The 13347-nt window shown below is 50.1% G+C and carries 13 protein-coding genes; 12 read left to right on the forward strand and 1 reads right to left on the reverse strand.

The window, feature by feature from the left end; genetic code table 11:
- The first annotated feature begins 539 nt into the window (after positions 1-539).
- The 7 genes from IT084_RS11635 to IT084_RS11665 all read left to right on the forward strand — a co-directional run bounded on the left by IT084_RS11635 (position 540) and on the right by IT084_RS11665 (position 5605).
- A complete protein-coding gene (locus IT084_RS11635; RefSeq protein ID WP_195713045.1) occupies positions 540-986 on the forward strand; it encodes a rhodanese-like domain-containing protein in 447 nt (148 codons plus the stop codon).
- Positions 987-1101: 115 nt separating this feature from the next.
- Positions 1102-2049, forward strand: coding sequence for a lysylphosphatidylglycerol synthase transmembrane domain-containing protein (locus tag IT084_RS11640; RefSeq protein WP_195713046.1), 948 nt, complete (start codon positions 1102-1104; stop codon positions 2047-2049).
- On the forward strand, positions 2043-2495 hold the full coding sequence (locus tag IT084_RS11645; protein WP_195713047.1) for a C-GCAxxG-C-C family protein: 453 nt from the start codon (positions 2043-2045) through the stop codon (positions 2493-2495). The genes IT084_RS11640 and IT084_RS11645 overlap by 7 nt, the downstream gene beginning before the upstream one ends.
- Complete coding sequence (locus IT084_RS11650) at positions 2452-3162, forward strand: TIGR04283 family arsenosugar biosynthesis glycosyltransferase (protein WP_195713048.1); 711 nt, start codon at positions 2452-2454, stop codon at positions 3160-3162. Before IT084_RS11645 ends, IT084_RS11650 begins: the two co-directional genes overlap by 44 nt.
- Positions 3144-3857 (forward strand): TIGR04282 family arsenosugar biosynthesis glycosyltransferase, encoded by a 714-nt coding sequence (locus IT084_RS11655; protein ID WP_195713049.1) that lies wholly within the window; start codon positions 3144-3146, stop codon positions 3855-3857. Before IT084_RS11650 ends, IT084_RS11655 begins: the two co-directional genes overlap by 19 nt.
- Before the next feature lie 17 nt (positions 3858-3874).
- The gene (locus IT084_RS11660) at positions 3875-4885 is read left to right on the forward strand and encodes a radical SAM protein (RefSeq protein ID WP_395879779.1); all 1011 of its coding nucleotides are present in this window, start codon (positions 3875-3877) and stop codon (positions 4883-4885) included.
- 21 nt (positions 4886-4906) lie between these two features.
- Positions 4907-5605, forward strand: coding sequence for a TVP38/TMEM64 family protein (locus tag IT084_RS11665; RefSeq protein ID WP_195713051.1), 699 nt, complete (start codon positions 4907-4909; stop codon positions 5603-5605).
- Between the two features lie 825 nt (positions 5606-6430).
- On the opposite strand, the gene IT084_RS11670 is transcribed toward IT084_RS11665, so the two are convergent.
- Positions 6431-6727, reverse strand: coding sequence for a rhodanese-like domain-containing protein (locus tag IT084_RS11670; RefSeq protein ID WP_313885470.1), 297 nt, complete (start codon positions 6725-6727; stop codon positions 6431-6433).
- Positions 6728-6891: 164 nt separating this feature from the next.
- On the opposite strand from IT084_RS11670, the gene IT084_RS18645 reads away from it, so the two are divergent.
- From IT084_RS18645 to IT084_RS11690, 5 genes are all read left to right on the forward strand, one after another.
- The gene (locus IT084_RS18645; RefSeq protein WP_279327870.1) at positions 6892-7026 is read left to right on the forward strand and encodes a hypothetical protein; all 135 of its coding nucleotides are present in this window, start codon (positions 6892-6894) and stop codon (positions 7024-7026) included.
- 163 nt (positions 7027-7189) lie between these two features.
- Entirely contained in the window at positions 7190-9979 is a 2790-nt protein-coding gene (locus IT084_RS11675; protein ID WP_195713053.1) for a CHASE4 domain-containing protein, read from the forward strand.
- Between the two features lie 433 nt (positions 9980-10412).
- Positions 10413-11633, forward strand: coding sequence for a sugar kinase (locus IT084_RS11680; RefSeq protein ID WP_195713054.1), 1221 nt, complete (start codon positions 10413-10415; stop codon positions 11631-11633).
- A complete protein-coding gene (locus tag IT084_RS11685) occupies positions 11611-12300 on the forward strand; it encodes a phosphoribosylanthranilate isomerase (RefSeq protein WP_195713055.1) in 690 nt (229 codons plus the stop codon). Before IT084_RS11680 ends, IT084_RS11685 begins: the two co-directional genes overlap by 23 nt.
- Positions 12297-13331 carry a zinc-dependent dehydrogenase gene (locus IT084_RS11690; RefSeq protein ID WP_195713056.1) on the forward strand — a complete coding sequence of 345 codons (1035 nt, stop codon included), beginning with the start codon at positions 12297-12299 and terminating at the stop codon, positions 13329-13331. Before IT084_RS11685 ends, IT084_RS11690 begins: the two co-directional genes overlap by 4 nt.
- Positions 13332-13347 lie beyond the last annotated feature (16 nt).

The following is a 13347-nucleotide window of genomic DNA, read 5'->3' on the forward strand; positions in this document are numbered from 1 at the left end:
CTGGTATTGAGCCATTCAAATTCCTCCTTTGTTAGTTTGTTTTGCCAATTCAATTCTAACTGAGGAATTTGTTTGGCTCCACTATTTTTTCAGGAGACCGATTTTACACAATTATACGGACTCAACTTAGCCTTGCCTATGAGGAATTGAAACTCTCGCGGCCGCGTGTCTTTCCCTCGGCCCCCAACACCGTTTTTAGCCTGCCTATGAGGAATTGAAACGAGGACTCTAAAACGGCAGTATACGATGAACCGGAAGGTTTTTAGCCTGCCTATGAGGAATTGAAACGGGTTAAAGCCATCTCACTAAGTGCCTCCTGCAAGGTTTTTAGCCTGCCTATGAGGAATCGGGAAGAGATGCAGGCAATTTGTTAGCTTCGATTGTTTACGCATTACAATGGTCAATATCTGTTTTTAGTCGGTTAATCAGTATAAAAAATATTTATGTATAAAAGCATATTAATTAATTTGTTTTATTTGAATAATAAATCATCTTTATGTATTCTGGAGGTGGATTTTTCAATAAGGAGGTTGCTATAAATGTTTAAAAAGCTTTACCTATTGTTTGCAATACTGTTAGCAGCAGGAATTCTTGTGACGGGATGCGGTGGACAAGGAACCAAAAAGGATTTCCATTATAAAACAGCAGAAGAATTGAAGACCATGTTGGAACAAGGGGAACCTATACATATCGTGGATATTCAAGTAGAGGAAGAATATAAACAGGGTCATATCAAGGGCTCTGTCGCTACATTCGCTTACCCGGTCGAAAGTGACGAAGATAAAGCTAAGCTGGACGCTGTGCTGCCTGAACTTCAAAAAGATGAAGCACCTATTGTAATTGTTTGTCCCCGTGGTGCCGGCGGGGCAGAACGTACTTACCAATACCTGCAAGAAAAGGGATTCCCGGAAAGCAGGCTTTTTATCCTGGAAAAAGGTTGGGCCGGCTGGGACTATCGTGAATGGACAGCCACGGGTTCAGAATAATAATTAAAACCTAATGAATAGGTTTTAATTATATCCGGCTTTTTTAAAGCCGGTTGCTTTTTTTCGATTACGTGAACAAAAACTGTTATTTTAAATTGACAAGGCGTTGTTAAGCATGTCTAAAAAAACAAATTGGAAGTTCGTTTTACGGCTCGTGATTTCCCTTTTATTATTTAGCTGGCTATTATATTCCGTGGAATGGTGCCAGGTATGGAACGCCATATTGCGGATCAATGTTTCTTGGCTTCTGTTGGCTGCAGGTTGGGTTGTTACGGCCGTTGCCGTGAGCGTCGTTAAGTGGAGGCTAATCTTACAGTCGCAAGGGCTTCAGGCAAGCTGGGGGGAACTTTGGAGGGCCTATTGGATCGGTCTTTTCTTTAATAATTTTCTTCCCTCCAGCATTGGCGGGGATACCATGCGGATAGTGCAAATTGGAAAAACCACAGGAGACGCGGCCGGGGTAACAGCTTCTGTGGTGATGGAAAGACTTTTGGCTACAATAGCCCTCTCATTAGTAGGCCTGGCAGCGTCTATACATGTTTTTGAAACCAGCTTTATAAAAGTGCGCATGCTATTTGGGGTGCTGTTGGCAGGCAGTTTATTTTTGGCAGGGTTGCTTATGTGGGGAAAAGTTCCTGGTTGGCTGGCAAGGAAAAATGGAAAACTTGCTGCCTTTCTTCATGGTTTTATGAAGCACGGCCAACAGCTTCGTAAACAACCAATGCCACTTTTGGGGTCCCTTCTTTGGTCGGTGGTTTTTCAGATGACCAATGTTGCCGTAAACTATTCTATTTTTCAGGGACTTGGACTTTGGGAAGTGAACCTGTGGAGATCAATGTTTATCATTCCGGCTACTGCTGCGGTGGCTATGCTGCCCATTGCAATTAACGGGTATGGCCTTCGTGAGGGTGCCTATGTATTTTTACTAGCCCCTTATGGTGTTAATCAGGCCGCTGCCTTTACGGCATCCATATTGTTTGCCTTTTTAGTTAGTTTATGCAGTTTGTGGGGCGGTGTTCTCTGGCTGGGGACTTGTAATAAGGGAGGGGAAACATCATGCTAGCACAGAAAGCGTCTGATATTGCCAAAGAAGCCATGGGGAAAGGACATAATTGCTGCGAGGCTGTTTTGATGGCGGCAAATGAGGTTTGGAGCCTGAAATTGTCTCCCGACACTTTAGCGGCCGGGGTTTTTTTTAAGGAAGGGATGGGTAGCGGCTGTTCCTGCGGTGCCCTTGTAGGGCTGGTAATGATATCCGGCATATTGTCCCGGAAATATCCACATCCACTGGGTAAAGAACTGGCACCTTACCTGTACCGCAGGTTTAAAGAACAATTCGGTTCTTCATGCTGCCGGGTACTATGCAGCAATAGGCCTTTGAGGGAAAGAATCGGAAAAAAAGGCTGTAAAATCCTCACCGGAAATACGGCGACGCTGATGGTGGAGGTCTGGGGGGAGGTTATCCGTGGCACAGAGCAAAATTTCCGTAATTATACCAACGCTCAATGAAGAAGCACATATTGGTGCTTTATTAAAAAACCTCGGGCAAGTGCAAGGCATTGAAATTATCGTCGTTGATGGCGGCAGTACGGACCGCACCCTGGAAATCTGTCGTTTACATGCGGTTAATTGCTTGAGCGGCGCTCCCGGCCGGGGAACGCAGATGAATTTGGGAGCCCAAAAAGCGACGGGGGATATCCTCTTTTTTCTACATGCGGACTCTACTGTAGAGATAAGGGTTTTTAATGATATTAAAAAGGCAGTCAGAAACGGATATCGTTGGGGATGCTGTACCTTGTTTTTCACTGAGAAGACAGTCTTTTTCAACCTGGTAGCAATAGCATCCCGCTTACGAGTAAAGTTTTTTTCCAACTGCTACGGAGACCAGGGGATCTTTTGTGAAAAAGATTTGTTTTTCCGTGCCGGCGGGTTCCCGGATTTTCCGTTTTTGGAGGATCTGGCTTTTTCCCATTGTATGCGCCGCTATCAAAGAGCCGTTATGATACCGGGCAAAATCACTACCAGTACCCGGCGTTTCCGTCAAAACGGTTTATTTAGAAATCTATTAAAAATGCAAATGGTAAAAGCTTTATATACCCTGGGCATATCTCCAGGAAAACTGCTTGATATTTATCAATCTTCGGGGAAGGGCTTGTCATGCAGACGGCTTTTGTGATTTTTAGTAAAGTTCCTTGGCCCGGTAAAACCAAAAGTCGCTTGCATGGAAAATTATCTGCTGAAGAATGCGCCCTATTCCACAGGGCTTGTTTGACCGACCTGCATGAAATTCTAAAGGGTACCGGTTGTAAAGCAATTCTTTATTTTACCGGGGGTAGCCGGGAGGAATTTGCTTTAGAATTTCCGGGGCAAATGCCCCATGGCTTTGAGGAATTGAAGTTGCTGCAGTTAGGATACTTTACGTTCAGGCAGCAGCACGGCGAGGACCTGGGGGAGAGATTGCATCACGCAGTAACCGAGGTTTTACGATGTTATGAGCGGGTTATTTTACTGGGCTCGGATTTACCGGGTTTGGCAGGGGATTTACTGTTGTCTGCCGCCGAAAATTTGGCCCTGCATGACGTTGTTATCGGTCCTGCTGTAGATGGTGGTTACTACCTGCTGGGCCTTAAGAAAGCATACAAGGTGCTTTTTCAAGGAATTTCCTGGGGTACGGGCCGCGTGTTGGAACAAACACTGAAGGCAGCGGAAAATAACAATTTGAAAGTTTCATTTTTGCCCGTAAAGCGAGACATCGATACGTGGGAGGACTTGGTTGCATATGTTCAATCGGGCAGAAAAGAACATAATCTTAAAAACATGCTGTCTTTTCGCTTGGCGGAATATCTGCTGGAAATCTATGATAGGCAGTAACGGAAAGGAAGATGGAATTGGATACTAATATTAAAGAAATTGTCGATAGAGCTTTGAACGGTAAGGAAATTACAGTTCCAGAGATAAAGGAACTTTTTACTGTACCTGCTGTGTCGGAAGAGTCCTATTTTATCCAATATGCTTCCAGAAAAATGAGCGAGGTTACTTTGGAGGGCAAAGCTGAAGTTCACGCTCAAGTAGGTATCAATGTTGGACCATGTCCCAAAAATTGCCAGTTTTGTTCTTTTGCAGCCACCAACAGGGTTTTTAAGCATTTCAAGGTGTTAACGCCGGAAGAAATTATTAAGCGGTGTCAAAGGTTCGAACATGACGGCGCCAATGCTATTTACCTTATGGCGACTGCCAATTTTAAGTTTGAGGAATTTATCAATATTGCAAAACAAGTAAAACCGGCCCTAAAGCCGGAAACGGTTTTCATTGCTAATGTGGGAGATTTTGATGAGGCCGGGGCCTTGGCTCTCAAGGAAGCAGGGTTTACCGGAGTTTATCATGCCATTCGTTTGGGCGAAGGAACCGTGACGGACATTGATCCCAAGGAACGATTGAAAACAGTACGGGCCGCCAAAAAGGCCGGACTTTTGGTGGGGACTTGTGTGGAACCTGTAGGCCCCGAGCATGCACTGGAGGAACTGGTGGAAAAGACCCGGCTGGCCAGGGAAATGGCACCTGTTTTCGGTGGGGCCGCTCGTAGAATTTCCATACCCGGAACTGAATTGGCAAAGAAAGGTATGGTTAGCGAGGCCAGAATGGCTCATATACTGGCGGTGGTACGGCTGGCCATGGGGTACCGGGTACCGGGGAACTGCACCCACGAGCCAAACGGTATCGGGGCCATGGCCGGCGCAAGCCTTTTATGGGCCGAAAATGGATCAAACCCCAGAGATACCGATGAAAATACAGAAACAAACAGGGGTTATTCAGTTAAAAAATGTAGGGAAATCCTCAGCGAAGCAGGGTGGGACATTCTGGACGGACCTTCGCAAATATTTAAGCCCCAATGCCGGTAAAATTATGGAGGACAATAAAATATGGAGAAGAGAACTGGTTGGTTGATAAAAACAGGTATTCTTATTTTATTGGCACTACTATATCTACTGGTAGAGCCATTGCAGATTTTTATTAAACGAATCGTTTTTTTGTTTACCATGGTGGATGTCTCAGCCATTAAAGGTTACATTTTATCATTTGGCGTATGGGCGCCGGTGGTTTCTTTCTTTTTAATGATATTCCAATCAGTGGCAGCCCCCCTGCCGGCATTTGTTTTAACTTTTGCCAACGCTGGACTTTTCGGCTGGGTAAAAGGGGCGGCTCTGTCCTGGTCAAGTGCCATGGCCGGGGCTGCGGTATGCTTTTTTATTGCGCGGTTTTACGGTCGGGAGGTTGTAGAAAGACTCACCAGCAAAATGGCATTAGAGAGCGTGGACGAATTTTTTGAGAGATACGGCCAGTATGCAATTTTGATTGCTCGCTTGCTGCCCTTCATTTCTTTTGACGTGGTCAGCTACGCTGCGGGTTTGACTTCAATGGGTTTTTGGCAATTTTTTTTGGCCACCGGGATTGGCCAGTTGCCGGCTACGCTGGTTTATTCCTATGCCGGTGACATGCTGGTAGGTAGTGCCAGGACATTTGTTTTTGGCCTTTTGATTTTGTTCTCTTTCAGTGTGCTGGCATTTTTGCTTAAAAAATTTTTTCAGGAAAGAAAGGAGGGTACGAGAGATTCCTTGTGAACCAGTACGAGCTCTGGCAAAAAAATAAAAAAGGGAGGGAACAGATTTACGACAATTTCGAGGTGGAGAATTTGAACTATGGTCCGACTTCCATCGAGAGTGCATCGAGAGTGAGTTTGATGAAGCACTGGCGATACCTGATATTTTAAACAAAGTCAAAAAATCAGGACAAGGGTTAAAAATTATGCAAAAGATTAGCCTAATTAACTGTATTATAACAAAGAACAGACTGGCCAAAACTATCCAAGGGTATGCCAGCCAGGAAATTTTTCCATAAAACATTAAGAGGATAAAAGCAAACGCAGAACCGAATAAAGTTAACACTGCAAACCAGCTGAAATTTTCTTTGTTTTGCCTGAAAATTATTCTAAAGAGAAATAACGTTAACCAAAGGAGTACAAGCAGGATTAAAAGCTTATAAAGCATTACTAATTCAGGAGTAAATATTGTTTGCTTAAGAACGCGGTTACGTATAAATAAGTCCCTTTGTATTCCCATTCTCTTTTGTGCTCCAAATTGTAAAAGAATGCTCATGATCAGCAACAACCAGGAAACCACCGGCAGTAATTTAGTAAAAATAAACGCAGGAATACTCATGAAGCTTACGCTTTTTTTCATTTTAACCTCCATAATGCGGAAAATTTAAGGCTGACATATACGCATGAAAAATATGGGTTACTCATTTTATCGCAGGACAATGTCATTGCGAAACAGCAGACACAAGGGTTACATTTTCGAGATAGTCCGGTTACTGTTATTTTTTGTTAAGCGAAGGAGACAATGCATAAATGAACATTGTCTCCTTCAATTTCCTGAAATATTTTATTACATTGGGGGTTTTTGCTCACCTGTCTCAATAAGATTATTTTTATCGGAACTCCACTCGTACCAACCACCATCGTAGACGGAAATATTTGGCCAACCAAACACATAGGCATAAAACCAGGCCTCTGCAGCCCTCCAACCTGTTCCGCAGTAAAAAGCTATTTTTTTATCAGGCGTAACACTCCACTCTTTCCATAATTCTTGTATTTCAGCGGCGTTACGCATGGTCTGGTCAACATTTACAGCGGTATCTGCGGCCGCAGGTATTGGCGCCGAAAAGAGCCGCTTAAAACGTATCTACGATGAGTAGTAGACGCCCATGGACCGGGCCTTCCCGGCAAATGTCGGGATGTAGCTCACGAGGAAAGCGTAAGACCTGCGCTTTAGCAGGCAGCATTCCGGTGACATGAGAAACCTTCGGGACGAAGCCCCCGGGCTTGTCCCGGGGGAGGTTCACGCGGATGAATATGCCCACCGTGGGGTTGCTGGAGTTCTACGATGCACAGACCGGTTTCAAGCGGGTTGCAAGGTATCTGCTACGCCCGGTATTCGAAAAAAATTTACCCGCTCGACAGGTGATTGAGCTAAAGTGTTGAATTATCCCAAGTATTGTAGCTGTGTAACAATGTTTAATATAATTAAAATGGAAAACCAGAAACGCCGGGGAGTATAACCTCCGCTGCATCAAAGCTTACCGCTTTTTCATCATGCGGTGACGGGAACCCGGCTGCCGGCCAGGACTTGAGAGGAGATACCGGGATGTCCTTGAAAACCAGGATAGTCCTCACTCTATGCGCCGCCTTCACCATTCTTGCCCTTGTTTTTTTCGCGGTTTCTCATGTGATCGCAAATAACATTGTAGCTGAGCTGGAAAGAGATGATCTTAAGCAGAATATTGAGCGGGCCCTGCAGGCCCTGGAAAGGGAAATGGCGGAGTTGGACAGAAATACCGAAGATTGGGCCGCATGGGATGATACGTATATATTTGTGAAAGAAAGAAACGAGGAATACATAAAAAAGAACCTGGTTGACAGCACCTTTGAGGTTCTTAAGATCAACTATATAGTAATTATAAACACCGGGGGAGAAATGGTGTACGCCAGGGGATATGATCCGGAGGAGGGAAAAGATATACCCATACCCCGGGAGATGGTTCTTCCGGCCCGCCAAAAAGCAGGCGGCCTGAAAGGGCTGGTGGTGACGCCGGAGGGGCCGGTGCTGGTGGCCGCCAGGCCCGTTTTAAAAAGCGATCACAACGGGCCTGCCCGGGGAACCATGATTTTCGGCCGTATCTTAAATGACAAGTATTTAAAAGAGCTCTCGGAGATTACCCGCCTGCCCCTCATCCTTCACCCGCCGGGGGCCGTGGACTTCCACAACCTGCAGCCGGCGGGCTCTTTAGAGAACGGGGAATCATGCTACGCCAGAATAATTTCCCCTGAGGAAAGCGCCGGCTATACCGTCATTAAAGACCTGCAGGGGAAAACCGCCTTAATCCTCCAGGTTAATTCGGACAGGCGCGCTGTCAGGGTGTTCCAGTCCGCCAGAAAGGCCTTCAGCCTCTATCTGGCGCTGGCGGCAATCCTGTTTTGCGGCCTGGCCCTGTTCTGGCTGAACCGTGCCGTCGTCTCCCGGCTGGCAAAGCTTACCGCTGCCGTAACCAGTACGGGCTACCAGTTTCCCCTTTCTTCCGGGTTCCCGGTTCTTGGTGGAAAGGATGAGCTTGCCCTTCTTTCCGCTGAAATCGGTAAAATGCTGGACAGGCTGGAGGAGTACCGGCGGGAGATAAGAGACAAGGAAAAGAAATACAGGTCGGTGGTGGAAAACGCCGCCGAAGCCGTCGTGGTGGTCCAGGAGGGTGTGGTCAAATTTGCCAACCGGGCGGCTTCGGTACATACAGGATACACAACGGAAGAGCTTGTTTCCAGGCATTTCCTTGACTTTATCCACCCGAAAGACAGGGAGACAGTATGGGAACATTACAGGGAATTGCTGGAGAATAAATGCATCTTATACGCATTTCCGTTCAGGATAATAGCCAGGGACGGGAGTATCAAGTGGGCGGAAACAAACTCCGTAGTGGTCGAGTGGGAGGGGCAGCCCGCCACCCTGCATTTTTTGACCGATATCACCCCGCGCAGGATTCTGGAAGAAGAGCTGCAGAGGTTGATGGCAGAAAAATCCCTGATTCTCGACAGCCTTACGGAGCTGGTTGTGTTTATAGACCGGGACATGCACATCATTTGGGCCAACCGCGCGGCCGGCCAATCCGTCGGTATAAACGCCGGGGACCTTTTTGGAGCGAAATGCCACGAAATATGGCACGGCAGGAGCGATCCCTGCCAGGGCTGCCCGGTGGTGCAGGCTATGAAGACCGGCCGGGTGTGCACAGGGGAGGTGGCTTCGCCGGACGGCCGCCTGTGGAGTATTACTGCCTCCCCCGTTAAGGACGAAAAGGGAAACGTGATAGGGACCGTGGAAGCAGCCCTGGATATCACCGAGCGCAGGCGCTACGAGGAACAGTTGAAATATTTGAGCCTGCACGACCCGTTGACAGGCCTTTACAACCGGGCCTTTTTCCAGGAAGAGCTCAGGCGCTTATCTGCCAGCCGGGAATACCCGATAACCGTCCTGGTGGCCGATCTGGACGGCCTGAAACTGGTCAACGATACCCTGGGTCACGCCAGGGGCGATGAAATGTTGAAGGCCTGCGCAGATGTTTTGAGCACTTCCCTGCGCCGTTCCGATATCCTGGCCCGCATAGGGGGAGATGAATTCGCCGCCCTTTTACCGAAAACGGATGAAAAAACCGGGGAAGATATTGTGTACCGGATACGCTCCCGGGTCGGTGACTACAACAAAGAACACCCCGAGCTGCCCCTGCACGTATCTACAGGTTTTGCCACGTGCCGGAGCGGGGACGAATCCCTCGAAGACACCTTCAAGAAGGCCGACGACTTCATGTACCGCCATAAGCTTGTGCACAGGGCCGGAGCGCGAAACCAGATCGTGGGCGCCCTGCTGGCAGCCCTCAAAGAAAAGGATTACCTCACCGCGGGGCACGCCGAAAGGCTGAAAGAAATGTGTCTTAAAATGGGCGAGAAACTGGGGCTTTCTCCCCGGCAGATGGCAGACCTGGCCCTTTTGGCCCAGGTCCATGACCTGGGCAAGGTTGCCGTGCCGGACAGCATCTTATTCAAGAAAGACCCGCTTACAGAGGAAGAATGGGAGGTCATGCGGCAGCACCCCGAAAAGGGCTACCGCATTGCCTTGTCCTCCCCCGACCTCGCCGGGGTGGCGGACTTGATTCTCAAGCACCACGAAAGGTGGGACGGGAAGGGATACCCCCTGGGTCTGGCAGGAGAAGAGATACCGTTGGAATGCCGTATCCTGTCCATTGCCGATGCCTTTGACGCCATGACCGGCGGGCGGCCGTACCTAAAGCCCAGGAGCAAAGAAGAGGCAATGGCGGAGCTTAAAAGGTGTGCGGGAAGCCAGTTCGACCCGCGGCTGGTTGATGTCTTTGTTTCCCTGTTTTCAGACGCATGAAAGGCTACGCGCAGCAGGGGTAGTGGTACTGACTACGCTTTTACGTCTATAGTTTCGTGCCCTGGTAGTGCCCCTGCTGATACGTTCATGAATTTTATAACCACTCATGCTTTTACAATCATAGCGGATTGAAGGAACCTATATTGTAATAATTTGCTCCCTGGCTTATAATAAACTTGTAGAACGGTAGGATGGTAAAAGGGTAAAAAGCCAGCCTTTGCGTGGTTTTTGTCATGCCGTACCGGCGTTACTGTTTGCGCCGGTGCTTAACAATATTATTTACCTTTTTAACACCCCTGCCGGGGTGTTTTATTTTTGCGCCGGTTTTTGAAAGGGGGTGAAAACCGCCGGAATATGTTTCCCATTGATTGTTTATTTAATAATATCCCTTCGGCAGGGAGGGAACAGAAAAACTTGACGGGAGGATGGCAGTATGGCGTTAAACCAGGCAGATTTGGTTACACGTAAACAAACCATTGAAATTGGCATAATCGGTGGGCCGTTTGACCGCATTACAACCGTTTTGGAGGAGTTTGAGCCGGGCCAGAAGGATTATATCGTGCATCCCGGTAGTTTTGGTGTGGAACCGCGTGTGGTACGCGATGTGGTGGAAAGGGAAGTGGAGGTAACCGTTCCGGCCCGGTTGCATACTTCCGTTTTAGATATGAACAGGTTCAACACCACCCGTCCCGGCGGGGGTGGAATTGGTTTTGCGGTGGGAATTTACTTCCGGGCCCGGGTGCGTTCCACGAAAAGACCGGAGATTGTGGTGAAGGGGCAGCGGACGCTTATCGTCAAGCACTTTGCCCGGGTTTTCAAGGAAATCCTGGAGTTTCCCGGCGGCTTTGAAATCGAGCTCTACGACCACGGGCGCCGTCATGTGGGAATGGGCTCTTCCACGGGTTCCATGACAGCGGCTTGCATCGGCATCAACGAAGTCCTGGGACGTCCCTTTACCAACCGGGAACTGCGACGGGTGCTGGGCTTTAACGCCTGTGAAGAAAGTCCCGTGAACAAGAATTACCTGATCCGGGGGTTTGAGACGGGTTTGGGGGCCATGGCGGGTATCAACGGGGGCATGGTTGTGGGCAGCGACGACATGGAATTGATCTACCGCATCGCCCTTCCGGATACCAGGGTGTTGATCATTATTCCGGATGTGCCCAGCCTGGAGGATGAATTTACCGGCAAAGACACCGCCGCTCAATCTGAAGTGGAACTTTTGATGCGCCGGGCCCGTTACCTGGATTCCCTGCAGTGCGGGACCAAATCGCAGATAGTGCTGCTTGATTTATTGCCCGCCATGGTCAGGGGAGACCTGAAGGGGATCGGAAACGCCCTCTTTGACCTGGCCTTCCTGGGTTCCAAGCGGGCTGAATGTGAGCAGCACGGGCTGTTTGGCGCTCCCATTTACAGGTACATCGGCAGCCTTCGGGAAATCGGCGCCGAAGTGGTGGGCATGAGCTCGGTAGGCCCCACGGTTTATGCCCTGACCCGTAATGACGATGTCTACCACCGGATGAAAAAATTTTTAGCCGCGGAGCATGTGCCGGAAAACAGGATTATTGAAACCTACATTGACAATACCGGCGCCCGCGTGGTGGAAAGCGGCGAAGAAAGGACTTATCAACATGAGGGCTGGTTGCAGAGTTAAGATTTGCGGCATTACCAACACCGGGGACGCCCGGTTGGCGGCGCGCGAGGGCGCCGATTACCTCGGGGTGGTGGTGGAAGTTCCATTTTCCCCCCGGTCTATGACCATCGAAGGGGCGCGGGAAATCTTTTCATCGCCGCCCCGGCCCGCGGTGGCCCTGGTTTACCGGATGCCCTTCACCCGGGTAAGCCTGTTGGTTGAGACGCTCAGGCCGTCGGCCGTCCAGTTTCTCAGCCCGGCGGCGGAGATGCTGGCCCGGTGTAAAGAACGGTTTCCCGGGGTAAAGCTGTGGCAATCCATCCATCTTCCCCCGGCGGGCGAGCCGGTTGACTGGGATGCAATCCGCCGGCAGCTGCGGGAGAGCCACGGGGCGGGCGCGGATGTGATTGTTTTGGACACCGCCGCGGTTATAAGCGGTGAAAAAAGATTCGGCGGCACAGGACGGCAAAGCGACTGGCGGGCGGTGCGCGAACTGGTGCGGGGGTGCCCGGTTCCTGTTTTTCTCGCCGGAGGCATCAATCCTGCCAATGTCGCTGAAGCAATCCGGTTGGTAAACCCCGCCGGCATTGATCTTTGTTCCGGTGTGGAAGCCCGGCCGGGCAAAAAAAGCCCGGATAAAATCAGGGCGCTGATGGCAGCGGTGAGGGGAGATGAGATTGGGTTATGAAAGCAGCGGTAGTACATGGCATTAACGACATTCGCATTCAGGAAGTGGCGCGCCCCGATCCCGGTCCCGGGGAAGTGGTGGTAAGGGTACGCGCTTCGGGTATTTGCGCCACTGACGTTAAGATGCTGCTGGGCCAGGGCCTGCCTAAAAATTTGCCCACCATCCTGGGGCATGAGGTGGCGGGAGAAATTTTTGCCGTGGGAACGGGGGTGGATGGACTATTCCCGGGGCAGCGGGTGGCTGTATACCCGATAGCGGTTTGCGGGGAGTGTTTTTTCTGCCGCCGGGGCAGGCATAACCTCTGCGAGAAGGAGTTCGGCCTGGCTCATGGTGTTGACGGGGGGTTTGCCGAGTTTGTCCGCATCCCCCGGCAGATCGTGAATATTCAAGGGGTATGCGAACTTTCTCCCGCGATCTCCTTTGAACAGGCTGCCCTGGCGGAACCCCTTTCCTGCTGCCTGGCCGCCGCCAGAACGGGCGGCGTCAAGGCCGGTGACACGGTGGCGGTGATCGGGGCCGGCCCCATGGGTTTGTTTCACCTGAAGGTGGCGCGCTGGGCCGGCGCCCGGGTGATCATGGCGGACGTGCTGGATGAACGGTTGGACACGGCGCGGCGGATGGGGGCGGATCACTGCGTCAATACCAGGCGGGAGGATTTTGTGGAGCAAGTAAGACGGTATACCGGAGGCCGGGGCGCTGATCTGGTTATCGCCGCCCTGGGCATTCCCGCGGTGATGGAACAATGTCTACCCGCGGTGCGCAAGGGCGGCATATTCAACATTTTCGGCGGGCCGCCGGCGGGGCAGTTGCTGACCATCGACCCGCGCTGGCTGCACTACGGGGAAATCACCGTTACCGGCACCTTCGCGTCCACCCCTGCCGATTTTCGCCGGGCACTTGAGTTGATAACCGCAGGGGAGATTGAAGTCCGGGACATGATTTCCCACCGCTTTAACCTGGATAATATGTTGGATGCGGTGGAGCAGGTGCGTAAGCAACGTATGATTAAGGGTGTTGTGTTGATTGATTGAATACCGTTTGCGGAAA

It is taken from the genome of Desulfallas sp. Bu1-1 (genome assembly GCF_015594625.1).
GTDB lineage: Bacteria > Bacillota > Desulfotomaculia > Desulfotomaculales > Desulfallaceae > JADNRQ01.

What these genes read in the sequence shown, in the direction of transcription:
- IT084_RS11685 (WP_195713055.1), top strand. Translation starts at nt 11,611, where the DNA reads ATGAGGGCTGGTTGCAGAGTTAAGATTTGCGGCATTACCAACACCGGG.
- IT084_RS11690 (WP_195713056.1), top strand. Translation starts at nt 12,297, where the DNA reads ATGAAAGCAGCGGTAGTACATGGCATTAACGACATTCGCATTCAGGAA.
- IT084_RS11640 (WP_195713046.1), top strand. Translation starts at nt 1,102, where the DNA reads ATGTCTAAAAAAACAAATTGGAAGTTCGTTTTACGGCTCGTGATTTCC.
- IT084_RS11675 (WP_195713053.1), top strand. Translation starts at nt 7,190, where the DNA reads ATGTCCTTGAAAACCAGGATAGTCCTCACTCTATGCGCCGCCTTCACC.
- IT084_RS11635 (WP_195713045.1), top strand. Translation starts at nt 540, where the DNA reads ATGTTTAAAAAGCTTTACCTATTGTTTGCAATACTGTTAGCAGCAGGA.
- IT084_RS11680 (WP_195713054.1), top strand. Translation starts at nt 10,413, where the DNA reads ATGGCGTTAAACCAGGCAGATTTGGTTACACGTAAACAAACCATTGAA.
- IT084_RS11665 (WP_195713051.1), top strand. Translation starts at nt 4,907, where the DNA reads ATGGAGAAGAGAACTGGTTGGTTGATAAAAACAGGTATTCTTATTTTA.
- IT084_RS18645 (WP_279327870.1), top strand. Translation starts at nt 6,892, where the DNA reads ATGAATATGCCCACCGTGGGGTTGCTGGAGTTCTACGATGCACAGACC.
- IT084_RS11645 (WP_195713047.1), top strand. Translation starts at nt 2,043, where the DNA reads ATGCTAGCACAGAAAGCGTCTGATATTGCCAAAGAAGCCATGGGGAAA.
- IT084_RS11655 (WP_195713049.1), top strand. Translation starts at nt 3,144, where the DNA reads ATGCAGACGGCTTTTGTGATTTTTAGTAAAGTTCCTTGGCCCGGTAAA.